Below are 26,314 nucleotides of genomic sequence, written 5' to 3' on the forward strand. Positions count from 1 at the left end.
GTCAGGCCGCGAACGCAGCCACCCGCTTGCGCTCCTGACGCAGCATCACGAAGTTCGCGATCACCACGCCGGCCGTCACCGCGACGATGAACAGCGTCGCGAGCGCGTTCATCTCCGGGTTCAGGCCGAGGCGCACGCGCGAGAACACGACGAGCGGCAGCGTCGTCGAGCCTGGGCCGGACAGGAACGCCGACAGCACGAGGTCATCGATCGACAGCGTGAACGACAGCAGCCAGCCCGCGATCAGCGCCTGCGAGATCAGCGGCAGCGTGATCGTGAAGAACACCTTCAACGGCGTCGCGCCCAGATCGAGCGCGGCTTCCTCGAGCGACGGGTTCAGTTCGCGCACGCGCGACTGCACGATGATCGCGACGTAGGAGATGCACAGCATCACGTGGCCCAGCCAGATCGTGAACACGCCGCGCTCGGCCGGCCAGCCGATCCACTTCGCCAGTTCGATGAACAGCAGCAGCAGCGAGATCCCCTGGATCACCTCGGGAATCACCAGCGGCGCGTTGATCATCCCGCTGAACAGCGCGAAGCCGCGAAAGCGGCCCATGCGCGCGAGCACGAACCCGGCCCACGTGCCGATGAACACCGACGCGAACGCGGTCAGCACGCCGATCTTCAGCGACAGCCATGCGGCCGTCAGCAGTTCGTCGTCCTCCACGAGCGCCGAGTACCAGCGGAAAGAGAAACCCGACCACACGGTGACGAGCTTCGACTCGTTGAACGAATAGACGATCAGGCTGATGATCGGGATGTACAGGAACGCGAAACCGGCGAATAGCGCCGCGAACTGCAGGTAACGATTCGGCTTCATCGACGGCGGCCCTCCTGCTCCTTCGCCTGGAAGTGCTGGAACATCGCCATCGGCACGAGCAGCAGCAGCACCATCGCGCAGGTCACGGCCGACGCCATCGGCCAGTCTGCGTTGTTGAAGAACTCATTCCACATCACGCGGCCGATCATCAGCGTGTTCGCGCCGCCGAGCAGCTCCGGGATCACGTACTCGCCGACCGCCGGAATGAACACCAGCAGGCAGCCCGCGATGATCCCGTTCTTCGACAGCGGCAGCGTGATCTGCACGAACGCCCTCCGCGGCCTGGCTCCCAGGTCGTACGCAGCCTCGAGCAGGCGCAGGTCCATCTTCACGAGGTGCGCGTACAGCGGCATCACGAGGAACGGCAGGTACGAATACACCATCCCGATGTATACCGCGTAGTTCGTGCGGTACAGCTCGATCGGCGTATGGGTCAGGCCGATCCACATCAGGAAGTTGTTCAGGAGCCCGTTGTTCTTCAGGATCCCGATCCATGCATACACGCGAATCAGGAACGACGTCCAGAACGGCAGCATCACACCCATCATCAGCAGGTTGCGGGTCGCCGGGTTCGAACGCGCGATGTAGTACGCCATCGGATAGCCGATCAGCAGGCACAGCAGCGTCGTGATCGCCGCGACCACCACCGAATTCACGTAGGTCGCGAAATACAGGCTGTCGGTGAGCAGGAACGCGTAGTGCGACAGGTTCAGCGCGATGTGCACCACGCCGTCCGCGTATGACGCGAGTTCCGTATATGGCGGAATGCCGAGCTGCAGCTCCGCGAAGCTGATCTTCACGACCAGCACGAACGGCACGAGGAAGAACAGCACGAGCCACGTATACGGCCCCGCGACGACCGCCGAGCCGCCGGTCAGGTTGAAGCGCCGCACGGGCCATGCGAGCAGGGACTTGAGCGTGCTCATGACGTCAGCACCACGCCCGCGGTCGCGCTCCAGCGCACGTAGATCTCGTCGCCGAGCGACGGTGTGTCGAGCTCGGAGATCGCGAGGCTCGACACGTTCGCGATCACCGTCTTGCCCGCATCGAGCTTTACGTGATACAGCGAATAGCCACCCATGTACGCGACATTGGTGATCTTGCCGCGCGCCCAGTTGAACGCGCCTTCGGGCGGCTTGCGCGTGAGCGCGATCCGCTCGGGGCGCACCGACACCGTGACCGGCATTCCGAGCGGGCCCGTGATCCCGTGGCTCACGTACAGCCGGCTCGGCAGCTCCGGCGATTCGATGTACACGTGGTCGGGTTCGTCCTCGACGGTGACGCCTTCGAACAGGTTGGTCGAGCCGATGAACTCGGCCGAGAAGCGACTGTTCGGATATTCGTAGACTTCGTTCGGCGAGCCGATCTGCACGATCTGCCCTTCGCTCATCACGGCGAGCCGGTTCGCCATCGTCATCGCCTCTTCCTGGTCGTGCGTGACCATGATGCAGGTGACGCCGACCTTGTTCAGGATGTTGACGAGCTCGATCTGCGTGCGCTGGCGGATCTGCTTGTCGAGCGCCGACATCGGCTCGTCGAGCAGCAGCACCTTCGGGCGCTTGACGAGCGAACGCGCGAGCGCGACGCGCTGCTGCTGGCCGCCCGACAGCTGGTGCGGCTTGCGCTTCGCGTACTTGCTCATCTGCACGAGCTCGAGCGCCGCCGCGACGCGCTCCTTCAGCTCCGCCTTGGGCGTGCCTTCCTGTTTGAGGCCGTATGCGACGTTCGATTCGACCGACATGTGCGGGAACAGCGCATACGACTGGAACATCATGTTCACGGGCCGCTTGTACGGCGGCATCTGCGCGAGGTCCTCGCCGTCGATCAGGATCTTGCCCGACGTGACCGTCTCGAGGCCCGCGAGCATGCGCAGCAGCGTCGACTTGCCGGAACCCGAGCTGCCGAGCAGCGCGAACAGCTCGCCCTGGCGCACCGTCAGGTTCACGTTGCGTACCACTTCGGTCTCGCCGAATTTCTTGACGACGTCGACGATCTGGACAAAGTTCTCGGCGCGCGCATCGGCGCCGGACGAAGGAACGAAGGACGGCGCGCCCGCGACCGGCGCACCCGACTGGCTATTCATGATGTGCTGCTTCTCTCCTGCGTTTGACGAACAAAGCCCCCGGGGACACCAGGGGCTTCATGACTGCTGGCCTGCTCCGGCTCGCTTCAGCGGCCCGATTTCAGCTCGGTCCACAGACGCGTCTGCAGACGCTGGATTTCAGGCGGCAGCGGCTTGAGCAGGAACAGCGTCTTCACGACGTCGGCCGGCGGGTAGACGGCCGGGTCGTTCGCGACGTCCGGCCGCACGTACTTGCGTGCCTCGGCGTTCGCGCTCGGGTAGTACACGGCGTTCGTGATCGCCGCGTGCACCTTCGGATCCTCGATGTAGTTGATCCACTGCAGCGCGGCGTCCTTGTTCTTCGCGTCCTTCGGAATCGCCATCACGTCGAACCACACCGGCGCACCGCCCTTCGGAATGTAGTACTCGATCTTGTACGGCTTCTTCGCCTCGATCGCGCGATGCTTCGCGATCACGACGTCGCCCGACCAGCCGAACGCGAAGCAGATGTCGCCGCCGACCAGGTCGTTGATGTAGCCCGACGAGTTGAACTGCGTGATGTACGGGCGGATCTTCTTCAGCACTTCCATCGCGGCCTTGTAGTCGGCCGGGTTCGTGCTCATCGGATCCTTGCCGATGTAGTGCAGCGCCGCCGCGAACATCTGGTCAGGCGCGTCGAGCACCGACACGCCGCAGGTCTTCAGCTTCGAGATGTTTTCCGGCTTGAACAGGATGTCCCAGTTGTCGAGCGGGACCTTGCCGAGCGCCTGCTGCGCCTTCGTCAGGTTGTACGCGAGACCGGTCGTGCCGTACGCCCAGGGCACCGAATACTTGTTGCCAGGGTCCGCGCCGGCGACGAGCGCCATCAGTTGCGGATCGAGGTACTTGAGGTTCGGCAGCTTCGACTTGTCGAGCGGCGTGAAGATGCCGGCCGCGATCTGCTTGCCTGCGTAGTTGCTGGTCGGCACCACGATGTCGTAGCCGGAACTGCCCGTCAGCAGCTTCGCCTGCAGCGTGTCGTCGCTGTCGTAGTTGTCGTAGCGAACCTTGACGCCCGCCTGCTTCTCGAAGTTCGGGATCGTGTCCTTCGCAATGTAATCGGACCAGTTATAGACATTGAGCTGCGTATCCTTCGCCGCCGCCGCCGATGCACCCACGCACAGCGCAAGCGCTGCGAACCGGCCCACTACCTTTGCTTTCATCCCGTTCTCCCTCCGGCCGGACCCGTGTCCGGCTGCCGTCTGCCTCGTCATGGCGGCGCATCCCGGCACGCCGCCCCTCGAAAACCCCGAACGCTACCACCATTCGCGCTCCGTCACAAAAAAATCATGCCGGTGTCGCGCAAACGGAACAGATTCCCGCCGCCGGCCGCTCGGGCGGCCCGCGCAGCGGGGCGTTCCGGGGGAATTCTATCGGGTAATCGGCGTCTGTCCATCAGGAAAAGAAGGCGGCCGCGAAACCGTCCGGACGGGTAGCCGTCGCGCCGCCGGGATCGCGGCCGGGGCGCGTCGTCGCCATGCATTAAAATGACGCCCTGACGATTCAACGTGCGAACCCTTCCGATGGCCTCCAACCTCCACGACCTGCCCGACAGCCCCTGCATCGGCGTGTGCTCGACCCTCTTCGACGAAGTCTGCAAGGGCTGTGGCCGCACGGCCGGCGAAGTGTCGAACTGGGTGTTCCTGAGCGACGACGAGAAACGCGCGGTGTGGGAGCGCATCACGCGCGAAGGCACCGCGATGCGCTTCCAGTACGACAAGCTGTAAATCCGCCGCACAAAAAAAGAGCGGCATGCCGACCGCCATGCCGCCAACCCCAACTCTGTTCTTTTTCGCTCGCGTCTAGAACTTCATCCCGACGCCCACGCCGACGATCAGCGGGTCGATGTGCAGCGTGCCGATGCCCTTGTCGCCAAGCGTCGCATCGGTGCTCATCCAGATCTTCTTCACGTCGACGTTCATGAACACCTTCTTGGTCAACTGCACGTCGACGCCGAACTGCAGCGCGGGACCGAAGCTGCTCTTGTTGATCGACACGCCCTCCCCGCCGACGTTGAGCCCGTTGTTGTAGAAGTACGTGTAGTTCAGGCCCGCGCCGACGTACGGACGCACCTTGCCGGCATGGTTGAAGTGGTACTGCAGCAGCAGCGTCGGCGGCAGCACGCCCACGCCGCCGAGATTGCCGAGGCTCGACGTCATCTGGTGCCGCGACGTGCCCAGAATCAGCTCCACGCCCAGGTAGTCGCGGATCATGTAGGTGAAGTCGAGTTCCGGCACGATCGCGTTGTTCACGCCGGTATTGATCGCGCCGAGCGTATCGCTCGCGCGCTCGTTCGGTTGAATGCTGATCGCGCGCAACCGGACCAGGACGTCACCCTGGTTGATTCCGTCTCCCGCCGACGCCGCGTGCGACAGCGAGGGCATCATGACGAGGCTCGCCGCCACGGCGGCAGCGGTGACGCATGTTCGAATCGTTTTGTGCATGGTATGGACCCCTTGAAGAATTTATTCCATTCTCTCTGTAGGGTCTTTGCGTCGTTTTGATATCCGTCAAGCAAGCGTAAACATCGGGCGGTTTGTCGCAGGCTCCGCCGCCCGGCCCGTCAGCAGCAGGTCGAGCAGATCGTGCACGCTGCGGATCGCGTTGCCGAACGGCAGCGCTTCGCGGCCGCGGAAGAACAAGCCGTTCGCGACGTCGCCGCGCAACGCGGCCGCGAGCCGCGTGTCGATGCAGAAATGGCCGAACTTTTCGATGCCGTCGCGCAACCCGCAGACGCTCAGGCACTCGAGCGCGGTCGGGCAGCGTTGCTTGAACGCGCCGAGCTTGTCGCGAATGCGCGTTTCGTTGCGCAGGTAACGATCGAGCCAGGGGGTCTTCACCGCGCGCGCCGGCAGCCCCGTCACGCTGACGAATTCGACGATGTCCTCGGGCAGCGCATCGGCCAGCACGCGCTTGAAATTCGGATGCGCATCGCCTTCCTCCGTCACCGCGAACGGCGTTCCCACCTGCACGCCGTTCGCCCCGGCCGCGAGCGCCGCACGCACCGTGTCGTGACTGTTGATCCCGCCCGCAACGATCAGCGGGATCGTGTCGCGCCCGAGGCCGAGTGACGCCATCACTTGCGCGGTCTCGTCCAGCACGCGCGCGAAATCGAAGCGTGCATCATGCATGTCGTCGATCTGCGTGACACCCAGGTGGCCGCCCGCATGCGCGGGATGCTCGATCACGATCGCATCGGGCAGCCGCCCCTTCTTCATCCACTTCTTCAGCACCAGCGCGATCCCGCGGCTGTCCGACAGGATCGGGATCAGCGCGATGTCATGACCCTGCGTGAGATCGGGCAGATCGAGCGGCAGGCCCGCACCCATCACGATCGCGTCCGCGCCTTCGTCGCACGCGACGCGCACGTAGTCCGCATGCGCGCTCACCGCCTTCATCACGTTGACCGCGATCATCCCGCGTCCTTCGCTGTAGGTCTTCGCGAGGCGAATCTCGCGCGCGAGCGCGTCGAGGTTCGCGGCCTCCAGCGTCGCGCGATCGGGATTCGCGCGACAGCGCGCGAGCAAGTCCGCATGGTGGTGACGCAGGTCGATGCTCGCGATCGTGCCGAGCGCGCCTTCGCGCGCGACGCTGCCCGCGAGGCGGTGCGCGGAGATGCCGACGCCCATGCCGCCCTGCACCACGGGCAGCAAGGTGCGGCCGCGAATCGTGAGCGGCGGGAAGGAAGTGCGTGCGGTCATCTGAACCTCGTCGAAACATCGGAAATCGGAAACGCGATGATCGACGGATCCACCGGCGCGCACCTTGACGGCCGTCAATAAAAAAACGGCACGCGTGCCGTTCCAGGTCAATCGGCGTGAAACGCTCAGGCCGGATTCGCAGGCTTGAGCTGCATCGACTTGTATTCGAGATACTCCTCGAGCCCGTACACGCCGTTTTCGCGGCCGTGTCCCGACTGCTTGAAACCGCCGAACGGCGCGGCGCCGTTCCACGTGCCGCCGTTGATGTCGACCTGCCCCGTGCGGATGCGGCGCGCGACGCGCATCGCGCGTTCGTCGCTGCCCGCCCATACCGCGCCGCCGAGCCCGTACGGCGAATCGTTCGCGATGCGCACGGCTTCGTCTTCGTCGCGATACGTGATGATCGACAGCACCGGCCCGAAGATCTCTTCCTGCGCGATCGCCGATTTCGGATCGACGCGGCCGAACACCGTCGGCTTCACGAAGAAGCCCTTCGCGAGCCCTTCCGGCAGGCCCGTGCCGCCGGTCACGAGTTCCGCGCCGTCGTCGATTCCGCGCTGGATGTAGGCCTGCACGCGCTGCTGCTGCACGGCCGATGCGAGTGCGCCGAGGCGCGTCGTTTCCTGACGCGGGTCGCCCGCGACATACGCTTCGGCTGCCGCCTTCGCGATCGCGCGCGCCTCGTCGTAGCGCGCCTCCGGCACCAGCATCCGCGTGTGCGCCGAACAGGTCTGGCCCGCGTTCAGGTAGCACGCGTTGACCGTGCCCTTCACCGCCGCCGCGAAATCGGCATCATCGAGAATCACCGACGCCGACTTGCCACCGAGTTCGAGCGCGACGCGCTTCACGCCCGCCGCCGCGAGTTCGGCCACGCGCTTGCCGGCGCGCGTCGAACCCGTGAACGACACCATGTCGACGTCCGGATCGGTCGCCAGCACCTCGCCGACGACCGGGCCATAACCGCACACGAGGTTGAACACACCCGCCGGCAGGCCCGCTTCGTGAATCGCCTCGGCGAGCATGAACGCGTTGAGCGGCGCGACCTCGGACGGCTTCAGGACGACCGTGCAGCCGGCCGCGAGCGCCGGCGCGACCTTCAGCGTGATCTGGTTGAGCGGGTAGTTCCATGGCGTGATCGCTGCGACGACGCCGACCGGCTCGCGCACCACCAGCGAGTTACCGACCGTCGCCTCGAATTCGAACGATTCGGCAAGCTTCGCGTATGCCTTCCAGTTGTAGATCGGACCGCCGACCTGGATCGCACGCGACAGCTTGATCGGCATCCCGACTTCGCCGGTGATCGACTGCGCGAGCTCCTCGCTGCGCGCCTGCAGACGCTCGACGATCTTGCGCAGGTAGCCCGCCCGCGTCGCTGCCGGCGTCGCAGCCCATGCGTCGAACGCCGCGCGCGCCGCGCGGATCGCGTCCTGCGCGTCTGACGCCACGCCCTCGGGAATCCGGCCGATCACGGCCTCGGTGCCCGAGTCGATCACGTCGATCGTGCCCGTTCCGGCCGGCTTGCGCCATGCGCCGTCGATATAGAACTGATCGTAGATTTTCATCGCTTCCTGTCTCCCGGAAAACGGCCATTCTAACGAGTGCGGCGCGGCTCCGCGACGACGCCGAACGGGACCTCGGGCATCGCCGAACGCGCCACCCGGCCGCCGGGGGACGGGCGCCGGACGCCGGCTTCCCGCAACCGCACCATCCGCGCCGCGCCGGTGCAACACGAGGCCGCACCTCGCGCCCCGCATCGTGCTATGTTTTTACTATCGGCGCCGGCTGCTGCAGGCCGCGCCACCTGGAATCGATGCCTTCGTGAGCGCTGCCATGACCGACGCACCCCATATCCTCGGCTCGCAAGATCGCCTGGAGCTGCTGTGCTGGCTCACCTGCGGCAATCTCGGCGCGTTTTACCTGAACGAATCCTGGCCGGATGCGTCGTTCCAGGTGCAGGCCGCACACCGCTGGCTCGACCGTCACCACCGGCAGTCCGACTGGCTCGCGATCGCGAAGCTGGCCGCGCTGGCGCAGGACATCGCGAAGCGGCACGCCGACTTCGTCGATGCGCCATGGGCGCGCGACGCGGTCGAGGAAATCGTCGATACCGACGATCTCGACTACCGGGCGAAACTCGTGCAATGGGTGTACGAAGACTGCTGCAAGGCGCTCGCCGACAAGCGGCTCGCGGATTGACGCACCGGGCGGCGCGCGATGTGATGCATGCGGCTGCAGGCGCGGAACGGCGCCCCCGCGTCGAATCGTGATCGCGGGCGCAACACCCGACCTGACATTTTCCCTTCATCGTGCCGCCGGGCCGGCGATGGCCGCGAGGCGTGCCACCGCGTATCGACGCGTGCCGCGCGCAAGCGCGGCACGCGCACATTCTCGGTTAGCCTAGATACGAAAAAGCCCGCCGGGCTTCCACCTGGCGGGCTTCCGGTACATCAGATCGGGCATGGCTGCCCGGGCAATTACTCCTGCCCCTGGCTCGTGAGGAACTCCTCGTAATTCCCGCCGAAGTCGAACAGCGTGCCGTCCGTGCGCACTTCGATGATCCGGTTCGCCAGCCCGCTCACGAATTCGCGGTCGTGCGACACGAAGATCAGCGTGCCTTCGAACTGCTCGAGCGCGATCTGCAGCGACTCGATCGACTCCATGTCCATGTGGTTGGTCGGCTCGTCCATCAGCAGCACGTTGTGGCGGCCGAGCATCAGCTTGCCCCAGATCATGCGGCCCTTCTCGCCGCCCGACAGCACCTTCACCGACTTCTTGATGTCGTCCGACGAGAACAGCAGGCGGCCCAGCGTGCCGCGAACCATCGTTTCGTCGTCGCCGTCCTTGCGGTACTGGTCGATCCAGTCCATCAGCGTGATGTCGTTCGGGAACTCCTCGTACGTGTCCTGCGGCATGTAGCCGACATTCGCGTTCTCGGACCACTTCACCGTGCCGTGATCGAGTTGCAGCGCGCCGAGCAGCGAACGCAGCAGCGTCGTCTTGCCCGCACCGTTCTCGCCGATGATCGCGATGCGCTCGCCCGGCTGCACCGACAAGTTGAAGTTCTGGAAGATCGTACGCTCGTACTTCTTCGTGATGTCTTCGGCGACCACCGCGACGTTGTGCAGCTTCTTCTCGAACTCGAAGCGGATGAACGGATTCTGACGCGACGACGGCTTGAATTCCTCGATCTTGATCTTGTCGATCTGCTTCGCGCGGCTCGTTGCCTGGCGGGCCTTCGACTTGTTCGCCGAGAAGCGGCGCACGAAGTCCTGCAGCTCGGCGACGCGCTCCTTCGCGCGCGCGTTCGCCGCGGCCTGGCGCTCGCGCGCCTGTGCCGATGCGAGCATGTAGTCGTCGTAGTTGCCCGGCCAGACCTTCAGCGTGCCGAAGTCCATGTCGGCCATGTGCGTGCACACCGAGTTCAGGAAGTGGCGATCGTGCGAGATGATGATCATCGTCGAGTTGTACTCGTTGAGCGTGTGCTCGAGCCAACGGATCGAGTTGATGTCCAGGTTGTTGGTCGGTTCGTCGAGCAGCAGCACGTCCGGCTTCGAGAACAGCGCCTGCGCGAGCAGCACGCGCAGCTTCCAGCCCGGCGCGACGTCGGCCATCGTGCCGTTGTGGAACTTCTCCTCGATGCCGATGCCGAGCAGCAGCGCGCCGGCGCGCGCCTCGGCGTCGTAGCCGCCGTATTCGGCGAACTTGCCTTCGAGCTCGGCGGCGTGCATGTAGTCGTCGTCGGTGGCATCCGGGTTCGCGTAGATCGCGTCGCGCTCGGTCATCGCGGCCCACATCTCGGTGTGGCCCATCATCACGACGTCGAGCACGCGCACGTCTTCATACGCGAACTGGTCCTGGCGCAGCTTGCCCAGGCGCACGTTCGGCTCCAGCGCGACGTTGCCGGCACTCGGCTCGAGGTCGCCGCCCAGGATCTTCATGAAGGTCGACTTGCCGCAGCCGTTCGCGCCGATCAGACCATAGCGGTTGCCCTCGCCGAATTTGACCGAGATATTCTCGAACAAGGGCTTCGGCCCGAATTGCATCGTGATGTTGGCAGTAGAAAGCACGGCAGGTCCCGTAAGAGAGAAATCGACGGAAAACCGTGTATTTTAGCAGGTGTCGGAGAAACTGCCGACCGGCCTGTTCCGGCCCCGCCAGCCGCGCCGCCGCGCGCGGCGCCGGCCCTGCGTCGGACATCGTCACTTGCCGGCCTTCACCGCCTCCTTCTGCGCCGCCTTGGCCTTCATCTGCCCGAACAGCTCCGAGCACGGCACGTCGCGGTTATTGCTCGGCGCGATCAGCGGGATCAGCGCCGCGAACGGGTTGATCAGGCCCAGCCCGACCATCGCGCCCGCGCGCAGCGCGAGCGCGCCGGCGTCGACGCCGACCTTCGGGTTCTTGAACGTGCCCTTCGCGTACAACGGCGAACGCAACGAGAAGACACGGAAACCCTTCGTATGCGGATGGATCTTCAGGTCGATCGATTCGTCGCGCAGGTTGATCGGGCCGTCGACGTTGATCAGCGCGTCGTCCGTATCGAGCGCGAACACCTTCGGGTCGAGCATGCCGTCGTTCGCGACGAAGTCGAGCGCCGCGCAATTGATGTTCACGTCGCGCGTGCCGAACAGCTTCTCGTAGACGACGTTCGCGACGTTCAGCCCCGCCGCCTCCATCAGCAGCAGGCTGATGCGGCCATCCGTGATGAGCGCCTTCACTTCGCCGGTCGATGTCGCCGCGAGCGCGGCCGGCGAGTTGCCGGTCGCCGACAGCGACGCGTCGCCGTTGATTTCGCCGAGCGCGCTCTGCATCACCTTCTGCGTCGGGAACAGTTGCTTCAGCCTCAAGTGACGCGCGGCCAGCGTAAAGCGGCCCTTGAGCGGCGTGCGGCTGCCGTCGAGATGCGCGTTGGTCGCGAGCGTGCCGCCCGCGACGCCGAACTGCAACGGTTCGAGCGACAGCACGCCGTCCTGCAGCAGGATGTGCGTGTAGAGGTCGGTGATCGGCAGTTGCGGGCTCTTGATCAGCTTGCGCCCGGTGAACTTCACGTCCGCGTCGATCGCGCTCCAGCGCTCGGTGCGGAACGTCGCGACCGGCAGCACGCGGTCGGGCGGCTGGCGCGTCGTGTCGCCGCGCTTCGCCTTGCTCGCGGCCGAATCGGCGCCGATCACCGGCGCGAGGTCGGAGAACTGCAGCAGGTTCGACACGAGCTCGCCCGACAGCTTCGGCCGCGGCTCGCGCTGCGCCCAGGTGAGCGTGCCGCGGAGATCGCTGCCGCCGACGCGGCCGTTGAAATTCTCGTAGCGGAACGTGCTTGCGTGCTGCTTGATGTTGCCGATCAGGCGCCCCTCGGTCGCATACGGCGGCGTATCCGGCAGCGTGATGCCGGTGATCTGGTAGAGGTGCGACATCGACGTGCCCTGCAGCCACAGACGCAGGTCGAGTGCCGCGAGATGCATCGGGTCGGTCAGCGTGCCGACGAGCGCCAGCCGCGTGTCGCCGGCCTTCACGTCGGCCTGCAGCGGGAACGGCTGCGTCGCGTTCTCGATCGCCAGCACGCCGCCCACCTTGCCGGTGCCGCTGATCGGCACGTTCTTGTAGCGGCCGTCGACCTTGAGCCCGAACGCATACGTCGGGCCGGCCGGCTTCGCGGGCGCAGCGGCACCCGACGCAGCGGACGCACCGCTCGCGCCGGATGCCGGCACGACCGTGGATGCGGAGGAAACCGAAGTAGCCGGCGCGGCAGCGGATGCACCCGACGGTGCGACGGCGGACGCCCCGCTCGCGCCTTGCGCCGCCGACGCACCCGACGCGGCCTCGGCACTCGCCTTCGCGCTCAGTCGGGCGGCACCGCTCTTGCCGACACGCTGCGCCGACGCCGCGCGCGACGTTTGCTCCTGCTCCTTGAGCACGTCGCCGAGCGGAATCGGCTGGCCGAGCGTATCGATCGCGACCGTGAGATCGGCCTTCGTGATCGCATCGCGATACGTGACGATGCCCTTCGCGAAACCGAAGCTGTCGAGCCGCACCTTCCACGGCGATGGCTGCGACGATTGCTTGAACTGGAAGGTCCACGTATTGCGGCCGTCGGCGAGCCGCTCGAGGTCGACGGCGGGATTGACGACATCGATCGACGGAATGACGATTTCGTGCGCGAGGAGCGGAAGAATCGCGAGATCGAAATGCGCGGCATCGAGCGTGACGAACTTGGGCACCTTCGCCCAGTCCGGGTTGCCGATCTCGAGTTGCGTTGCGGAGAAGCTCGGCCAGGGTACCCATGCGCGCCAGCCGGTCTCGCCGTCGGGCCGGCGCCAGCCGACCTTGAGGTCGCCGTTGATCGCGAACGGGCGGCCAAGTGCGGTACTCACGTGTTCGTTGACCCACGGTTTCGCGTGGTTCCAGTCGAACGTGAAAATGAAGATGCCGGCCGCCGCGAGGATCAGTGCGACGATACCGACGATCCATGCAGCCGATTTGCCGATGGCTCGTGCTAGCGTCATGGCGGTTCCGTTGTTGTTCTGCAGAGTTTGCGCGCCATGTCGGGCCACTTGCGTGAGTGAACGGAGCACGACACCGGCGGCTTTTCAATAGGTATTATGGCGCACGCTGCAACGACGCTTCGGCGCCATTAACGCTTTTTTTCATTTGTGACATGACAGTCCCCTCCGGTCTCATCGATGCGCAGCACATTACGCGCCGCGACGCCAGCAGCGGCAAGACGCTGCTGGCGCCGACCGACTTCAGCCTCGCCGCGGGATCGCGAATTGCTATCACGGGACCGTCGGGCTCCGGCAAGAGCGTGCTGCTGCGCGCGCTCGCGTTGCTCGACCCGCTCGACGGCGGGCATATCCTCTGGCGCGGCAAGCGGATCAGACGCGGCGCGATTCCGCGCTACCGGCGCAGCGTCGCCTACGTGCGCCAGCGGCCCGCGCAGATGGACGGGACCGTCGAAGCGCAGTTGCGCTATCCGTATTCACTCGCGGTCTATCGCGACGTGACGTTCGACCGTGCCCACGCCGAAGCGCTCGCGGCACGCGCCGGTCGCGGCGCCGATTTTCTCGACAAGCGGGCGAGCGAACTGTCGGGCGGCGAAGCGCAGATCGCCGCGCTTCTGCGCGTGCTGCAGCTCGACCCCGACGTGCTGTTGCTCGACGAACCGACGTCCGCGCTCGACCCCGACTCGACGCGCGCGATCGAAGCGCTCGTCGGCGCTTGGTTCGACGCGGCTCCCGATGCACGCGCCTACATGTGGATCTCGCACGATCCGGCGCAAGCCGCCCGAATCGGCACGATGCGGCTCGTGATGCGGGCCGGCGTGCTGCACGCCGCGAATGCGATGGAGGCGCAGCAATGAGCCCCGCTCTGCAGGACCTGAGTCTCGTCGACGTCGGCATCGCTGCCGCGCTCGTCGCGGTCAACGGCGCGATCTCGGCCGCGCTGTCGCTTGGCCTCGGGCGCAAGCTCGCGCTCGCCGCCGTGCGCACCGTCGTGCAGTTGCTGGCAATCGGCTACGTGCTCGGCTGGGTGTTCGGTCATCCGCACTGGACCGTCGTGCTGCCGCTCACCGCGTTGATGACGCTGATTGCAGGCTTCGCGGGCGCCGGTCGCGGCAAGCGCACGTATCGCGGACAGCGCGTCGACAGCATCGCGTCGATCTGGTTCAGCAGCTGGTTCGTCGCGGCCGTCGGCCTGTTCGTCGTGATCCGCATTCATCCGTGGTACACGCCGCAATATACGATCCCGATCCTCGGAATGATCCTCGGCAATACGCTCACGGGCGTGTCGCTCGGCGTCGAACGGATGATGGAGGAACTGACCGCGCGGCGCGACCGCGTCGAGACGGCACTGGCGCTCGGTGCGACGCGCTGGGAAGCCGCGCAGGATGCCGCGCGCCAGGCCGTACGCGCCGGCATGCTGCCGACGCTCAACCAGATGGCCGTCGTCGGCGTCGTGAGCCTGCCGGGGATGATGACGGGCCAGGTGCTGGCCGGCCAGTCACCGCTGCAGGCCGTGCGCTACCAGATCGTGATCATGTTCCTGATCGCCGCGGCGTCCGCGCTCGGTACCGTCGGCGCGGTGCTGATGACGTATCGCCGGCTGTTCTCGGCCGATCACCGCTTTCTTGCATCTCGGCTCGAGGAACGCGCACATTGACCCGTGGCGCCGCGACGCATGCGGCATTCGCGTGGCGTGCGGTCAGCGGGCGGCGCGGCGTTTGCCGATGGCCTGGCGCAACGCGGCCGTAACGTCGGCGTCGGGCGCCAGCCCGTCGACCGACGCGACGAGCCGCACCGCACGCGGCGTCGTCAGATAGGCCTGCGCACCGACGTAACCGCCGCTGCCGGCCGAGCGCGTCGTGACGACGAGCGCCTGCGGCGCACGCGCGCCGAGGTCGGCCGTGAAGGCATCGGCGACGGTGCCGTCACGCGCATGCAGCACGCCGGTCACGTAGTCGTCCGTATCGAAGCCGGGGGCGGCATGCGCAGTCGAATACACGCGCACCGCATAACTTCCGGTCGAGCACGGTTCGAGCGCGCCGCTCGACACGACGGCGATCTGCTGTCGCGACGGAAGCTCGACTTTCTTCACGAAGCTGCAATCGTCGGCCGCCTGCGCATGGGCAGTGACGAACGCAGCAGCCGACAGCAGCACACGCATGCAATGTTTCATCGGAATGTCGTTCGGGGAAGATGGAGAATGCCGGAAGGATAGCGTGACATCCGCATGACGTCACGCACGCCGCCGCGCGAATGGCCGCGCTACCGGCTCGCGCCGGGCGTGACGAAAGTCGAACATCGCTCAATGGAAAGGCCCGAAGCCGCGCGCCACGAAACCGTCACGCGCGACCCTGCCCGAATCGCCCGGACGCGCATCGCGATGGTTGTTGCGCGCACACCGGACGCCTCGCCGGCCCGCCCGCCCCGCTCAGCGCTTGATCGACACCGTCACCTTCGTGCCGTCGCTCATCGTGACGGACTTCGACCCGCCATTGGTCGAAATCGACACCCACTTGACCTGGCTCACCGATACGACGTCCGGGCACTGCAGCGACTTGCCGCCCGCGCTCACGTTGCGCGTGCCTTTCGGCGCGGCGGCCTGGAAGCTCAGCTGCACGTTCGCGATCCCCTTCGCGTCGACCGACGGCGCGAGCCGCACCTGGGTCTGGCGGACCATCGCGCCGTTCGCGTCGCGCGGCAGGTTGTCGGCGTTCGGGCAACCGTCGGGCATCGCGACCGAGCCGCCCGGCGGCACCGACTTCCAGTTGAAGTCGTCCGTTTCGCCCGAGCGGATCTTGCGCGTCTCCTGCGTATTGCCGAAGGTCTTCGAGTCGACCTTGACGGTGTATTCGAGCTGCCCCGTCCCGCCGCCCTTCAGGCTGCCCTTGACCGGGGGCGCCGCGAATACGCTCGCGCTGACGCACGCCGCCGCGAACACGACAGACCACGATGCGGCGACTGACAAGCTGCGTTGGCTCATGCTGACCTCCTTGTAATGCGGCGGCACGCGCGTGCCGCGCGGTTTTCGATGCATGATGCGTTGCCAGTCTACCGCCAAGCGGCATGCAATGCGCCGCAAACGCATCGGGTGTTACCCCGCTTGCGTTCGCGACGCCGTATCCCGTACGGGCGATGCCGCCTCTCGAGAAAACGCCGGGCCACCTCGGGTTTTCCGCCCCGACCTCCAGGTCAGAATCCGCTCAGCACCAGCTTGCCGATCGCGCGCCCGGCCTCGAGCAGTTGGTGCGCGCGCCGCAGGTTCGCGGCGTTGATCGAGCCGAGTTGCTCGCCGAGCGTCGTGCGCAGCGTGCCGCCGTCGACGAGCCTCGCCACCTCGCTCAGGATCTTGTGCTGTTCGACCATGTCCGGCGTCTCGAACATCGCGCGCGTGAACATGAACTCCCAGTGAAACGCGGCGCTCTTCGCTTTCAGCAGCTCGACCGGAATCGGCTTCTCGTTCTCGACGATCGTGCAAATGCCGCCCTGCGGCCGGATGACTTCCGCCGCGGCAGGGAAATGACGATCCGTGTCGTTGAAGATCAGTACATAGTCGACGTTCGCATGACCGATCTCGCGCAGTTGTGCGGGCAAGTCGCCGAAATGGTCGACCACGTCGTCCGCGCCGAGCGAGCGCACCCATTCGGCCGACGCCGGCCGCGACGCGGTCGCGATCACGTGCAGCTTGCCGAGTGACTTCGCCAGCTGGATCGCGATCGAACCCACCCCGCCCGCGCCGCCGACGATCAGCACCGACTTGCCCGCGTCCGCGCCCTGCGGCGACACGCGCAGCCGGTCGAACAGCGCCTCCCACGCGGTCAGCGCGGTGAGCGGCAACGCAGCCGACGCCGCGAAATCGAGCGAGCGCGGCTTGATCGCCGCGATCCGCTCGTCGACCGTGTGAAATTCGCTGTTCGCGCCGGGGCGTGTGATGCTGCCCGCGTAGAACACCTCGTCGCCCGGCCGGAACATCGTCACCTCGGCACCGACCGCGACGACCGTGCCGGCCGCATCCCAGCCGAGCACGCGCGGGGCCGCCTCGACCTGCGGCTTCGGCGCGCGCACCTTGGTGTCGACCGGGTTCACGGAGATCGCCTCGACCTTCACGAGCAGGTCGCGCGGGCCCGGCACGGGTTGCGGCAGCTCCACGTCGACGAGCGCCTGCGGGTCGTCGATCGGCAGATAACGGGTCAGTCCAACGGCTTTCATCACGAAACTCCTTCAGGGAAATCGGGCGGGCCGCGGCGCAGCCCCATGCCTGCCATCGTAGGCGGCCCGATCCTTCGAGAAAACCGCTATATTTCCTGAAACATTTTCAGGAATTTCAGAATAATGGCATCCGATCCGATTCCTGCCCCCGACAAGCCGCTCGACCTGCTCGATGTCGGCCTGTTCGTGCGCGCGGCGCTGCTCGCGAACGTGAGCGCGGCCGGACGCGAGTTCGGCGTGTCGGCCGCGGTCGCAAGCGCGCGCATCGCGCAACTGGAGCGCCAGCTCGGCGCGCGGCTGCTGCACCGCACCACGCGCCGCATCAGCCTCACGCAGGACGGCGAAGTCTTCATGGCCCGCGCCGAGGCGCTGCTGTCGGCCGCCGACGCCGCGCGCGCGTCGGTCGGCCACGGCCGCAGCGAGCCGTACGGACGGCTGAAGGTGTCGATGTCGTCGTCGTTCGGCCGCCAGCACGTCGCGCCCGTGATTCCCGCTTTCCTGCGCCGCTATCCGTCCGTGTCACTCGACCTGCGGCTATCCGACGAGATCGTCGACCTCGTCGACGACGGCTACGACGTCGCGATCCGCCTCGGCGCGCTGAAGGACTCGACGCTGGTCGCGCGCAAGCTCGCCACGAACCGGCGTGTGCTGTGCTGCTCGCCCGCGTATCTCGCCGAACACGGGACGCCGCGCCATCCAGCCGATCTCGCGCAGCACGAATGCGTGATCCTCGGCGACCAGCGCGACTGGTCGTTCGTCACGCCGCAAGGCCCGCTCGCCGTGCGGGTCGGCGGCCGGCTCGTCGCGAGCAACGGCGAGGCGATTCGCGAAGCGCTCGTCGACGGTTTCGGCATCGCGATCAAGTCGACCTGGGACGTCGGCTCGCTGCTCGCGAGCGGCGCACTCGTCACGGTGCTCGACGACTACCCGTTCGCGAACGACGTCGCGATCTGGGCCGTCTATCCGAGCCGCGCGCACGTGCCGCTCAAGACGCTCGCGTTCATCGCGTTCCTGGCCGAACACTTCGGCGATCCGCCTTACTGGGATGCCGCGGGCGAACGATAGGCGCCGTCCCGTCAGCGGAGCTTGCGGCGGCGCCAGCCGGGCATCCGCGGCGATCCGATCGCGCCCCGACACCAACCGGCTACAATGGCGCGTTCGCGACGCGACGGCCCGACGCCGGACGGGGCCCGCGTTCGCAAGTGGCCGCATGCCGGCCGCGCACGCGTTTCATTCGCTTCCAATCATTCCGTCATGACCCACAACCTCGTCATCCAGAGTCTCGCGCCGTTGTCGGACGCGCATCACAAACCGCTGCTCGCGCTGTCGCGCGGCACCCGCATCGTGCAGACCGACGATCACGCGCTTCGTATCGAAAACGCAAACCCCGCGCAGCGGCTCGACATCGACGCGTACTGCGGCACGCACGCGCTCGACTTCGGCTTCGTCGAAGCCGGCCGTACGCTCGGCGAGTTCGGGCTCGTCGTGATGGACATGGATTCGACGCTGATCACGATCGAATGCATCGACGAGATCGCCGATTTCTGCGGGCTGAAAACGCAGGTCGCGGAGATCACCGAAGCGTCGATGCGCGGTGAGATCCGCGACTTCAACGAAAGCCTCACGCGCCGTGTCGCGCTGCTCGCGGGGCTCGACGCGCAGGCGCTCGAGCGCGTGTACGAGGAACGGCTGCAATTGTCGCCGGGCGCGGAGACGATGCTCGCCGGCGTGAAAGCCGCGGGACTGAAGACGCTGCTCGTGTCGGGCGGCTTCACGTTCTTCACCGAGCGCCTGAAGGCGCGCCTCGGCCTCGACTACGCGCACGCGAACACGCTCGAGATCGTCGACGGCAAGCTGACCGGCAAGGTGCTCGGCGAAATCGTCAACGCGGACGTGAAGGCGCGCATGCTGCGCGATACCTGTGCATCGCTCGGCCTCGAGCCAGGCCGCGCGATCGCGATGGGCGACGGGTCGAACGATCTGAAGATGATGGCCGAAGCCGGGCTGTCGGTCGCGTTCCACGCAAAGCCCGTCGTGCGCGATGCGGCCACCGTCGCATTCGACCACGTCGGCCTCGACGGGCTGCTGCGGCTGTTCTGATTTCCGGTCTGCGCACGTCGTCCATGAACAAACGCCCGCGCGATATCGCATCGCGCGGGCGTTTCGTTTTTCCGCTTCGGCTCCGTTATCGGCCGAGCGTAGCCTGCAGCGCGTGCTCGATGTCCGCACGCAGGTCGGCTTCGTCTTCGAGACCGACGTAGAAGCGCACCAGCGTGCCGCGATGCGGCCACTCCGCACGCATCGACGCCACGTCGTAAGGCATCGCCAGGCTGCATGCACCGCCCCAGCTCCAGCCGATCGCGAACAGCTCGAGCGCCTCGACGAAGCGATCGATCTGCTCGCTGCTGTAGCGTTCGTCGAACACCACCGAGAACAGCCCGCCCGCACCGGTGAAGTCGCGCACGAACGATGCGTGCCCCGGACAGTCCGGCAGTTGCGGATGCAGCACGGCGGCGATCTCCGGCCGCGCTTTCAGCCATTGCGCGAGCGCGAGCGCGCTCTTGCTGTGCGCGTCGAAGCGCACCTGCATGCTCGGCAGGCTGCGCAGCACGAGCGAGCAGTCGTCGACCGACACGCCGATCCCGCAGCGCATCCGCGCGAGCTTCAGTTGCGCGTGCAGTTCCGCGTTCGCGGTAATCGTCGCGCCCATCAGCACGTCGCTGCCGCCCGATTGATACTTGGTCAGCGCCTGCACCGAGATGTCGACGCCATGCTCGAACGGCTTGAACGCGAGGCCGGCCGAATACGTGTTGTCGATCGCGGTGACGATGCCGCGCGCCTGCGCGACCGTCGTGATCGCGCGCACGTCGGGTACTTCCATCGTCACCGAGCCCGGCGCCTCGATCCAGATCAGCCGCGTGTTCGGCTGGATCAGGTCGGCGATGCCGGCCCCGACGAGCGGATCGTAGAAGCGTGCGGTGATGCCGAAATCCTTCGCGAGCCAGCTGCCGAAATCGGCGTTCGGCCCGTAGATGTTGTGCGGAATCAGCACGTCGTCGCCCGCCTTCACGATCCCGAAATAGACGTTCGTGATCGCCGCGAGGCCCGACGGCTGCAGCAGCGCGTGCGTGCCGCCCTCGATCTCGGCGAGCCGCTGCGCGAGCGCGAGCGACGTCGGCGTTGCGTGCAGCCCGTAGCGCCACTGGTTGTCGTTGTGCCAGACCAGCGCGCGCATCGTCGCGAGATCGGGGAACACGACCGTCGATGCCCGCGCGACCGGCGGGACGAACGAGCGGAAGCCTTCCGGAATGATGTCGTCGGGTTGAACGATGCGGGTCTGGAGTGCGCGCTTCGGATTGGATGCAGTCATGGCAGGAGGCCGGGCGAGAGGCCGTTCAGTTGCGGAATATGTCGCTAGAGTAGTCAAAATCGGCGCGCTTGGCCCGGTACAATGCGCGCCGCGCGCACCGAGCCAGCGCGCGCTCAGTCGTCGGCGCGGGGGTTGACGATGCCGCCGACCGTCTCGATTTCCCGTACGCGGCCGTCGCGCACCTGCAGCGCCGCGCGCTTGCCCGGCGCCAGGCGCAGCACGACGGGTTGCGGATCCGATTCGTCCGAGTTCATCCGGTCGGCCTTCAGGTCGCCCGTCGCGTCGAAGCGGCCGATCCACACGCCCGTGATGTTCGTGCCGTCGTTTGATTCCTCGATTTCGAGCGTGTCGCCGTCGCGATCGCCGGCGAGCAGCACCACCTCGCCCGTGTCCGCGAACTGGTATTCGCCGTGCACGCCTTCCTCGTCCGTCTTCGGCCCGAGATGCACGACGATCGGCCGGTCGCCGAGCGTGCCTTCGTAGCGCGGCAGGCGGGCGAATTCCGGATTCGGCCGCAGCGGCCGCGCGGGTGTCGCTTCGTTCTGCTGCACGCCCGGCGCGGCGGCCTGCGCCGCGGCCACGCCCGGCATCGCGAGGCCCGCCGCCAGCGCACCGGCGATCACCAGCGCACGTTGCCATTCCGAATATCGACCCACCTTGTGTTGCTCCTTGCTTCAGATTCGCTCGAAAAAACACGGCGACATGCTGCCTGCCGCCGATGATCGTCGTCACGCGCGCGTAGCGATCGCGCGTGCGAAAACGCCGATCGCGGTACGCACGCCGCTTGCCACCTTCACGTTGCATGTCACGCGTCATCCAGGGATTGCGGATGCGTGCGTCACGCGAGCGAGGTCACGACCGGCGTGCGTGATCCGCGTCAGCCCTGCATCAGGCGTTCCACGGCCTCGCGGTGCGGAATCGGCGCGACCGCGCCGTAACCCGTCGTCGACAGCGCCGCAGCCGCATTCGCATAACGCGCAGCCGCGAATGGATCGTCGCCCGCGACGATCCGCGCCACGAACGCGCCACCGAAGCAGTCGCCCGCGCCCGTCGCATCGACGGCCTCGACCGCGACGCCCGGCACCACTCGCCGTTCGTTCGGGGTCGCCACGTACGCGCCTTCCTTGCCGAGCTTCAGCGCGACGACCCGCGGCCCGTGTTCGAGCATCGCATCGACGATCGCGTCGCGATCGTTCGCGCCCGTGAGCGCCGTGACGTCGTCCCAGCTCGGCAGGCAGATGTCCGTCTGGCGCAGCGCCTCGCGCATCACCGCGCGGGCGCGCGGCAGCGGCCACAGCTTCAGGCGCAGGTTCGTATCGAAGCTGACCTGCGCGCCGTTGCCGCGCGCGTGGTCGATCGCCGCGAACGCGGCGTCGCACGCGGTCGTGCTGATCGCGAGGCTGATGCCCGACAGGTGCACGGCCTTCGCCGCGGCCAGCGCATCGAGCGGCAGGTCGGCCACCGCGTAGCGGCTCGCCGCGGAGCCCGCGCGCAGATAGTCGAACTGGTGACCATCAGCGCCGTGCGTGACGAAATACACGCCGGTCGGCGCCGAGCGGTCGATCCGTACGCACGTCGTGTCGACCTGCTCCGCCGCCCACATGTCGGCCAGCAAGCGACCGAACGGATCGTCGCCGATCGCCGACACGAAGCCCGTCGACGCGCCCTGCCGCGCCGCGGCGATGCAGAAGTTCGACGTATCGCCGCCGAAGCCCTGGAGGAACTCCGGACGCCCCGGCCGCGACTGGTTGAATTCGATCATCGCCTCGCCGAGCGCGAGGATCTGCGCAAACGCTGCGGTCATCGCTTAGACCTCGCCCCACAGGTCGTGGCCGTCCGCGCCGGTGATCTTCACCGACACGAAATCGCCGACCTTGTAGCGCTTGGACGCCTTCATTGCTGGTTCGACGTAGACGACCCCGTCGATCTCCGGCGCATCCGCTGCCGTGCGGCCGATGCCACCTTCCTCGCTGACTTCGTCGATCAGCACCTTGAGGGTCTTGCCGACCTTGCGCTGGATACGCCGCGCCGACACTTCCTCGGCGACCTCCATGAAGCGCGCGCGGCGTTCTTCGCGAACGTCGTCCGGCAGTGCGCCGTCCAGGTCGTTCGCGGTCGCACCTTCGACTGGCGAATAGGCGAAGCAGCCGACGCGATCGAGTTCCGCTTCGCGAATGAAGTCGAGCAGCGTTTCGAACTGCTCTTCCGTCTCGCCGGGGAAGCCGGCGATGAACGTGCTGCGGATCGTCAGGTCCGGGCAGATCTCGCGCCACTTCTGCACGCGCTCGAGCACCTTCTCGGCGTTCGCCGGGCGCTTCATGCGCTTCAGCACTTCCGGATGCGCGTGCTGGAACGGCACGTCGAGATACGGCAGCACGTGGCCCTTGAACGGGCCTTCGGCCATCAGCGGAATGACTTCGTCGACGCTCGGATACGGATACACGTAGTGCAGGCGCACCCATGCGCCGTACTGCGCGGCGAGTTCGCCGAGCGCGGCGACCAGGTCGGTCATGCGCGTCTTGATCGGCTTGCCGTTCCAGAAGCCCGTGCGGTACTTCACGTCGACGCCGTACGCGCTCGTGTCCTGCGAGATCACGAGCAGTTCCTTCACGCCCGACTTGAACAGGTTCTCCGCCTCGAGCATCACTTCCGCGACCGGACGCGACACGAGATCGCCGCGCATCGACGGGATGATGCAAAACGTGCAGCGGTGGTTGCAGCCTTCGGAGATCTTCAGGTACGCGTAGTGGCGCGGCGTGAGCTTGATGCCGGCGGCCGGCACGAGGTCGACGAACGGATCATGCGGCTTCGGCAGGTGCGAGTGCACGGCCTGCATCACTTCGCCCACCGCGTGCGGGCCGGTGACGGCGAGCACCTTCGGGTGGACTTCCTCGATCAGGTTCGAGCCGCTGGCGCTCGACTTCGCGCCGAGGCAGCCGGTGACGATCACCTTGCCGTTCTCGGTCAGCGCTTCGCCGATCGCGTCGAGACTTTCCTGCACGGCTTCGTCGATGAAGCCGCAGGTGTTGACGACGACGAGGTCGGCACCGTCGTAGGTGCCGGAGATTTCATAACCTTCGGCGCGCAGTTGGGTGATGATTTGTTCGGAGTCGACGAGCGCCTTCGGGCACCCGAGCGACACGAAGCCTACTTTTGGGGACTGGGACATCTGGAATGTGGGGGCGTGGCGGCAAAAGCGTGAGTTTACAGCTATTTATGGGTCAGGGAGGCAAAACTGGCGGTCAAGACGCCGTGGATGTCACCCTCAATACGCAGCACGCTCCGGCGGAACGGGCAGCTGGTCCAGCCTTTCAGACCCGCGGCGATGAAACGATGAACGCGATCACCGCACGTCATGCACGCAATCGCTCCGGCCTCCCCCGCCCCTATGCGAAAATCGCAACATCCGCTCTCTTCACTTACCCAACAGGCTTCGCATGACCACCCACATCACGATCGAATTCACCGAGTACGCCGCCGAGACAATCGGCGAGCAGACCAGCACCAGCTTTTCCTATGACCAAGGCGCCCACGTGCCGCAGCCGGGCGACTTCGTCGAACTCGAAAATTCGAGACAAACGTTTCTCGTGATAGGCCGGGTGTTTTCGCTGAAGGCGAATTACTGCGCGGTGAAGCTCGTGCTCGACCTTCCTCCGGCGGACGATCACCAGGAATTCGATCCGGCACGTTGAGCCAAGCCGGCGAACGCGCGGGCTTGGCCGCTGCGCGTTGTGACGAGGCCCGACGCAATGGCGATCGGCCGCACTGGCACAAACGCACATCATGAGGCGCGACACGCCCGGGTGTCGAATCGCGAATGGCTGTCTGGAATCCGGTCAGGGCGACCGGGCCACGATCATGCCCGCCCCCGACGCGGGGGCACAGGCATTCGATGCCGACGATCAGGAACGACCGTCGGCGACATCTTGCGACAGCGGCGTCGGCCATCGTCGTGCCCGAGCACACGATCGGCCGTATCGCTCCGCCGTGCATCGCGGCGCCAAGCCAGGCGGCGGGCGGCAGGTGCCGCCGCGACCGGCCTGCCGCGCAAGCGTTACTTCTTCTCCGGCTCCGGCGCGCCCGGTTGCTTGAACGGGAACGTGCTGAACATCGACTTCGCCTGGTTCTGCATCTGCTCCTGCATCTGCACGAACATGTTCTTCGACTGCTCGATGTAGCTCGTCATCATCCCTTGCATCATCGGCGCCTGCATGTTCATGAACTGCGACCAGACTTCCGGATTCATCGCGTTGCCTTCGTAAAGGTTCTTCGATTGATCCGCGAGCTTGTTCTGGATGTCGATGAACGCCTGGATGTTCTTTTCCAGGTAAGTGCCCATCATGCCCTGCATCGCATGCCCGTAGAAACGGATGATCTGCGACAGCATCGACGACGAGAACATCGGCACGCCGCCGCTCTCTTCCTCGAGGATGATCTGCAGCAGGATGCTGCGCGTCAGGTCTTCGTTGGATTTCGCGTCGACGACCTTGAAGTCCTCCTGCTCCAGCACGAGCTGCTTGACGTCGGTCAGCGTGATGTACGTGCTCGTCTCGGTATCGTAGAGCCGGCGGTTCGGGTACTTCTTGATGAGCCGCTCGGCCGTTTTCTTTGTAGTAGTCATGTAACGCCTTTGGGTGCAGCGTAGCGCAAGTGACAAATCCCCGCCTCCCGGATCCAGGAGGCGGGGGCCTTCGGAAACGCCGGGCCGCGCGGCCGAAGCGGCCCGCGCAGCCGGACGTTCAGCCCATATGCAGGCCGCCGTTCAGCGAGAAGTCGGCGCCCGTCGCGAAGCCGGAGTCGTTCGACGCGAGCCACGCGACGATCGAACCGATTTCCTCCGGCGCGCCGAGACGACGCACCGGGATCGTCGCGACGATCTTCTCGAGCACGTCCGGACGAATCGCCTTCACCATGTCGGTGCCGATGTAGCCGGGCGACACGGTGTTGACCGTCACGCCCTTCGTTGCGACTTCCTGCGCGAGCGACATCGTGAAACCGTGGATGCCGGCCTTCGCGGTCGAGTAGTTCGTCTGGCCGAATTGCCCCTTCTGGCCGTTCACCGACGAAATGTTGATGATCCGGCCCCAGCCGCGCTCGACCATCCCATCGATCACCTGCTTCGTCACGTTGAACAGGCTCGTCAGGTTGGTGTCGATCACGGCCGTCCAGTCTTCATGCGTCATCTTGCGGAACACGACGTCGCGCGTGATGCCCGCGTTGTTGACCAGCACGTCGATTTCGCCGACTTCGGCCTTGACCTTGTCGAACGCTGCCTTGGTCGAGTCCCAGTCGCCCACGTTGCCTTCCGACGCGATGAAATCGTAGCCGAGCGCCTTCTGGTCCTCGAGCCATTTCACCCGGCGCGGCGAGTTCGGGCCGCAACCCGCGACCACCTTGAAGCCGTCTTTCGACAGACGCTGGCAAATGCTAGTGCCGATGCCGCCCATCCCGCCCGTTACGTACGCAATTCGCTGAGACATAAATCTCACTCCATTTCTTGGTTTCGAGAGCCGCCGGAGGCCCCCTCTGACTTCACGGAACGCCGGCCGAAGCCGCAATCGGCCGGCGCCCGGATTGGTTTGGCCGTGACGGACGACCGGTTACGGGCGTTCGACCGCA

The 26,314-nt window shown here is 66.2% G+C and carries 25 protein-coding genes; 7 read left to right on the forward strand and 18 right to left on the reverse strand.

Going from position 1 to position 26,314, the window contains the following annotated elements; all coding sequences use genetic code 11:
- Nucleotide 1 precedes the first annotated feature (1 nt).
- The 4 genes from ACV22W_RS29410 to ACV22W_RS29425 all read right to left on the reverse strand — a co-directional run bounded on the left by ACV22W_RS29410 (nt 2) and on the right by ACV22W_RS29425 (nt 4,087).
- Nucleotides 2–823 (reverse strand): ABC transporter permease subunit, encoded by an 822-nt coding sequence (locus ACV22W_RS29410; RefSeq protein WP_448022946.1) that lies wholly within the window; start codon nt 821–823, stop codon nt 2–4.
- Nucleotides 820–1,749, reverse strand: a complete 930-nt coding sequence (locus ACV22W_RS29415; RefSeq protein WP_448022947.1) for an ABC transporter permease subunit — start codon at nt 1,747–1,749, stop codon at nt 820–822. The genes ACV22W_RS29410 and ACV22W_RS29415 overlap by 4 nt, the downstream gene beginning before the upstream one ends.
- Nucleotides 1,746–2,906 (reverse strand): ABC transporter ATP-binding protein, encoded by a 1,161-nt coding sequence (locus ACV22W_RS29420; RefSeq protein ID WP_059524233.1) that lies wholly within the window; start codon nt 2,904–2,906, stop codon nt 1,746–1,748. The genes ACV22W_RS29415 and ACV22W_RS29420 overlap by 4 nt, the downstream gene beginning before the upstream one ends.
- Before the next feature lie 86 nt (nt 2,907–2,992).
- On the reverse strand, nt 2,993–4,087 hold the full coding sequence (locus ACV22W_RS29425; RefSeq protein WP_448022948.1) for a polyamine ABC transporter substrate-binding protein: 1,095 nt from the start codon (nt 4,085–4,087) through the stop codon (nt 2,993–2,995).
- Between the two features lie 360 nt (nt 4,088–4,447).
- Between ACV22W_RS29425 and ACV22W_RS29430 the strand changes: the two genes are divergently transcribed.
- On the forward strand, nt 4,448–4,651 hold the full coding sequence (locus ACV22W_RS29430) for a DUF1289 domain-containing protein (RefSeq protein ID WP_027784516.1): 204 nt from the start codon (nt 4,448–4,450) through the stop codon (nt 4,649–4,651).
- Between the two features lie 75 nt (nt 4,652–4,726).
- Here ACV22W_RS29430 and ACV22W_RS29435 read toward each other — a convergent pair whose 3' ends face one another.
- The 3 genes from ACV22W_RS29435 to ACV22W_RS29445 form a co-directional block, all read right to left on the reverse strand.
- Nucleotides 4,727–5,368, reverse strand: coding sequence for an OmpW/AlkL family protein (locus tag ACV22W_RS29435; protein ID WP_059683537.1), 642 nt, complete (start codon nt 5,366–5,368; stop codon nt 4,727–4,729).
- A gap of 66 nt (nt 5,369–5,434) precedes the next feature.
- Entirely contained in the window at nt 5,435–6,625 is a 1,191-nt protein-coding gene (locus ACV22W_RS29440) for an NAD(P)H-dependent flavin oxidoreductase (RefSeq protein ID WP_448022949.1), read from the reverse strand.
- Nucleotides 6,626–6,750: 125 nt separating this feature from the next.
- Nucleotides 6,751–8,187, reverse strand: coding sequence for an aldehyde dehydrogenase family protein (locus ACV22W_RS29445; RefSeq protein WP_448022950.1), 1,437 nt, complete (start codon nt 8,185–8,187; stop codon nt 6,751–6,753).
- A 268-nt stretch (nt 8,188–8,455) separates the two neighbouring features.
- Here ACV22W_RS29445 and ACV22W_RS29450 point away from each other — a divergent pair, with 268 nt between their 5' ends.
- Nucleotides 8,456–8,821: a hypothetical protein gene (locus ACV22W_RS29450; RefSeq protein WP_448022951.1), complete on the forward strand. Its 366-nt coding sequence runs from the start codon at nt 8,456–8,458 to the stop codon at nt 8,819–8,821.
- Between the two features lie 278 nt (nt 8,822–9,099).
- Here ACV22W_RS29450 and ACV22W_RS29455 read toward each other — a convergent pair whose 3' ends face one another.
- A complete protein-coding gene (locus ACV22W_RS29455; protein WP_059524228.1) occupies nt 9,100–10,692 on the reverse strand; it encodes an ABC-F family ATPase in 1,593 nt (530 codons plus the stop codon).
- A 132-nt stretch (nt 10,693–10,824) separates the two neighbouring features.
- On the reverse strand, nt 10,825–13,122 hold the full coding sequence (locus ACV22W_RS29460; RefSeq protein ID WP_448022952.1) for an AsmA family protein: 2,298 nt from the start codon (nt 13,120–13,122) through the stop codon (nt 10,825–10,827).
- A 152-nt stretch (nt 13,123–13,274) separates the two neighbouring features.
- Here ACV22W_RS29460 and ACV22W_RS29465 point away from each other — a divergent pair, with 152 nt between their 5' ends.
- A complete protein-coding gene (locus ACV22W_RS29465; RefSeq protein WP_448022953.1) occupies nt 13,275–13,976 on the forward strand; it encodes an ABC transporter ATP-binding protein in 702 nt (233 codons plus the stop codon).
- Entirely contained in the window at nt 13,973–14,776 is an 804-nt protein-coding gene (locus ACV22W_RS29470; protein WP_448022954.1) for an ABC transporter permease, read from the forward strand. The genes ACV22W_RS29465 and ACV22W_RS29470 overlap by 4 nt, the downstream gene beginning before the upstream one ends.
- 42 nt (nt 14,777–14,818) lie before the next feature.
- Here the strand turns inward: ACV22W_RS29470 and ACV22W_RS29475 are convergent, their stop codons facing one another.
- From ACV22W_RS29475 to ACV22W_RS29485, 3 genes are all read right to left on the reverse strand, one after another.
- Nucleotides 14,819–15,292: a PliI family lysozyme inhibitor of I-type lysozyme gene (locus tag ACV22W_RS29475; RefSeq protein WP_448022955.1), complete on the reverse strand. Its 474-nt coding sequence runs from the start codon at nt 15,290–15,292 to the stop codon at nt 14,819–14,821.
- Between the two features lie 255 nt (nt 15,293–15,547).
- Nucleotides 15,548–16,099: a DUF6013 family protein gene (locus tag ACV22W_RS29480; RefSeq protein ID WP_448022956.1), complete on the reverse strand. Its 552-nt coding sequence runs from the start codon at nt 16,097–16,099 to the stop codon at nt 15,548–15,550.
- 209 nt (nt 16,100–16,308) lie between these two features.
- Nucleotides 16,309–17,325 carry a zinc-binding alcohol dehydrogenase family protein gene (locus tag ACV22W_RS29485; protein ID WP_448022957.1) on the reverse strand — a complete coding sequence of 339 codons (1,017 nt, stop codon included), beginning with the start codon at nt 17,323–17,325 and terminating at the stop codon, nt 16,309–16,311.
- A gap of 123 nt (nt 17,326–17,448) precedes the next feature.
- On the opposite strand from ACV22W_RS29485, the gene ACV22W_RS29490 reads away from it, so the two are divergent.
- Both ACV22W_RS29490 and serB read left to right on the forward strand, forming a co-directional pair.
- Nucleotides 17,449–18,390, forward strand: coding sequence for a LysR family transcriptional regulator (locus ACV22W_RS29490; protein ID WP_448022958.1), 942 nt, complete (start codon nt 17,449–17,451; stop codon nt 18,388–18,390).
- 189 nt (nt 18,391–18,579) lie between these two features.
- The gene (gene serB / locus ACV22W_RS29495; protein ID WP_448022959.1) at nt 18,580–19,425 is read left to right on the forward strand and encodes a phosphoserine phosphatase SerB; all 846 of its coding nucleotides are present in this window, start codon (nt 18,580–18,582) and stop codon (nt 19,423–19,425) included.
- 85 nt (nt 19,426–19,510) lie between these two features.
- Here serB and ACV22W_RS29500 read toward each other — a convergent pair whose 3' ends face one another.
- From ACV22W_RS29500 to rimO, 4 genes are all read right to left on the reverse strand, one after another.
- Complete coding sequence (locus ACV22W_RS29500; RefSeq protein ID WP_448022960.1) at nt 19,511–20,695, reverse strand: cystathionine beta-lyase; 1,185 nt, start codon at nt 20,693–20,695, stop codon at nt 19,511–19,513.
- A 113-nt stretch (nt 20,696–20,808) separates the two neighbouring features.
- Nucleotides 20,809–21,351 (reverse strand): hypothetical protein, encoded by a 543-nt coding sequence (locus ACV22W_RS29505; protein ID WP_448022961.1) that lies wholly within the window; start codon nt 21,349–21,351, stop codon nt 20,809–20,811.
- A 221-nt stretch (nt 21,352–21,572) separates the two neighbouring features.
- Complete coding sequence (locus tag ACV22W_RS29510; protein WP_448022962.1) at nt 21,573–22,499, reverse strand: sugar kinase; 927 nt, start codon at nt 22,497–22,499, stop codon at nt 21,573–21,575.
- A 3-nt stretch (nt 22,500–22,502) separates the two neighbouring features.
- Nucleotides 22,503–23,864: a 30S ribosomal protein S12 methylthiotransferase RimO gene (rimO, locus tag ACV22W_RS29515; protein WP_448022963.1), complete on the reverse strand. Its 1,362-nt coding sequence runs from the start codon at nt 23,862–23,864 to the stop codon at nt 22,503–22,505.
- Nucleotides 23,865–24,132: 268 nt separating this feature from the next.
- On the opposite strand from rimO, the gene ACV22W_RS29520 reads away from it, so the two are divergent.
- Nucleotides 24,133–24,387 (forward strand): hypothetical protein, encoded by a 255-nt coding sequence (locus ACV22W_RS29520; RefSeq protein ID WP_448022964.1) that lies wholly within the window; start codon nt 24,133–24,135, stop codon nt 24,385–24,387.
- A gap of 362 nt (nt 24,388–24,749) precedes the next feature.
- Here the strand turns inward: ACV22W_RS29520 and phaR are convergent, their stop codons facing one another.
- Together phaR and ACV22W_RS29530 are read right to left on the reverse strand one after the other, a co-directional pair.
- Nucleotides 24,750–25,316 (reverse strand): polyhydroxyalkanoate synthesis repressor PhaR, encoded by a 567-nt coding sequence (gene phaR, locus ACV22W_RS29525; RefSeq protein ID WP_011549704.1) that lies wholly within the window; start codon nt 25,314–25,316, stop codon nt 24,750–24,752.
- A gap of 118 nt (nt 25,317–25,434) precedes the next feature.
- On the reverse strand, nt 25,435–26,175 hold the full coding sequence (locus ACV22W_RS29530; protein ID WP_059537451.1) for a 3-ketoacyl-ACP reductase: 741 nt from the start codon (nt 26,173–26,175) through the stop codon (nt 25,435–25,437).
- Nucleotides 26,176–26,314 lie beyond the last annotated feature (139 nt).

The organism is Burkholderia sp. AW49-1 (assembly GCF_053427845.1).

Excerpts from the sequence above, each read along its gene's own strand:
- ACV22W_RS29510 (WP_448022962.1), bottom strand. The coding sequence starts at position 22,499 with ATGACCGCAGCGTTTGCGCAGATCCTCGCGCTCGGCGAGGCGATGATC.
- ACV22W_RS29450 (WP_448022951.1), top strand. The coding sequence starts at position 8,456 with ATGACCGACGCACCCCATATCCTCGGCTCGCAAGATCGCCTGGAGCTG.
- ACV22W_RS29460 (WP_448022952.1), bottom strand. The coding sequence starts at position 13,122 with ATGACGCTAGCACGAGCCATCGGCAAATCGGCTGCATGGATCGTCGGT.
- ACV22W_RS29475 (WP_448022955.1), bottom strand. The coding sequence starts at position 15,292 with ATGAAACATTGCATGCGTGTGCTGCTGTCGGCTGCTGCGTTCGTCACT.
- ACV22W_RS29470 (WP_448022954.1), top strand. The coding sequence starts at position 13,973 with ATGAGCCCCGCTCTGCAGGACCTGAGTCTCGTCGACGTCGGCATCGCT.
- serB (WP_448022959.1), top strand. The coding sequence starts at position 18,580 with ATGACCCACAACCTCGTCATCCAGAGTCTCGCGCCGTTGTCGGACGCG.
- ACV22W_RS29500 (WP_448022960.1), bottom strand. The coding sequence starts at position 20,695 with ATGACTGCATCCAATCCGAAGCGCGCACTCCAGACCCGCATCGTTCAA.
- ACV22W_RS29435 (WP_059683537.1), bottom strand. The coding sequence starts at position 5,368 with ATGCACAAAACGATTCGAACATGCGTCACCGCTGCCGCCGTGGCGGCG.
- ACV22W_RS29480 (WP_448022956.1), bottom strand. The coding sequence starts at position 16,099 with ATGAGCCAACGCAGCTTGTCAGTCGCCGCATCGTGGTCTGTCGTGTTC.
- ACV22W_RS29485 (WP_448022957.1), bottom strand. The coding sequence starts at position 17,325 with ATGAAAGCCGTTGGACTGACCCGTTATCTGCCGATCGACGACCCGCAG.
- ACV22W_RS29445 (WP_448022950.1), bottom strand. The coding sequence starts at position 8,187 with ATGAAAATCTACGATCAGTTCTATATCGACGGCGCATGGCGCAAGCCG.
- ACV22W_RS29530 (WP_059537451.1), bottom strand. The coding sequence starts at position 26,175 with ATGTCTCAGCGAATTGCGTACGTAACGGGCGGGATGGGCGGCATCGGC.
- ACV22W_RS29410 (WP_448022946.1), bottom strand. The coding sequence starts at position 823 with ATGAAGCCGAATCGTTACCTGCAGTTCGCGGCGCTATTCGCCGGTTTC.
- rimO (WP_448022963.1), bottom strand. The coding sequence starts at position 23,864 with ATGTCCCAGTCCCCAAAAGTAGGCTTCGTGTCGCTCGGGTGCCCGAAG.
- ACV22W_RS29420 (WP_059524233.1), bottom strand. The coding sequence starts at position 2,906 with ATGAATAGCCAGTCGGGTGCGCCGGTCGCGGGCGCGCCGTCCTTCGTT.
- ACV22W_RS29425 (WP_448022948.1), bottom strand. The coding sequence starts at position 4,087 with ATGAAAGCAAAGGTAGTGGGCCGGTTCGCAGCGCTTGCGCTGTGCGTG.
- ACV22W_RS29520 (WP_448022964.1), top strand. The coding sequence starts at position 24,133 with ATGACCACCCACATCACGATCGAATTCACCGAGTACGCCGCCGAGACA.
- ACV22W_RS29430 (WP_027784516.1), top strand. The coding sequence starts at position 4,448 with ATGGCCTCCAACCTCCACGACCTGCCCGACAGCCCCTGCATCGGCGTG.
- ACV22W_RS29415 (WP_448022947.1), bottom strand. The coding sequence starts at position 1,749 with ATGAGCACGCTCAAGTCCCTGCTCGCATGGCCCGTGCGGCGCTTCAAC.
- ACV22W_RS29440 (WP_448022949.1), bottom strand. The coding sequence starts at position 6,625 with ATGACCGCACGCACTTCCTTCCCGCCGCTCACGATTCGCGGCCGCACC.
- ACV22W_RS29490 (WP_448022958.1), top strand. The coding sequence starts at position 17,449 with ATGGCATCCGATCCGATTCCTGCCCCCGACAAGCCGCTCGACCTGCTC.
- phaR (WP_011549704.1), bottom strand. The coding sequence starts at position 25,316 with ATGACTACTACAAAGAAAACGGCCGAGCGGCTCATCAAGAAGTACCCG.
- ACV22W_RS29465 (WP_448022953.1), top strand. The coding sequence starts at position 13,275 with ATGACAGTCCCCTCCGGTCTCATCGATGCGCAGCACATTACGCGCCGC.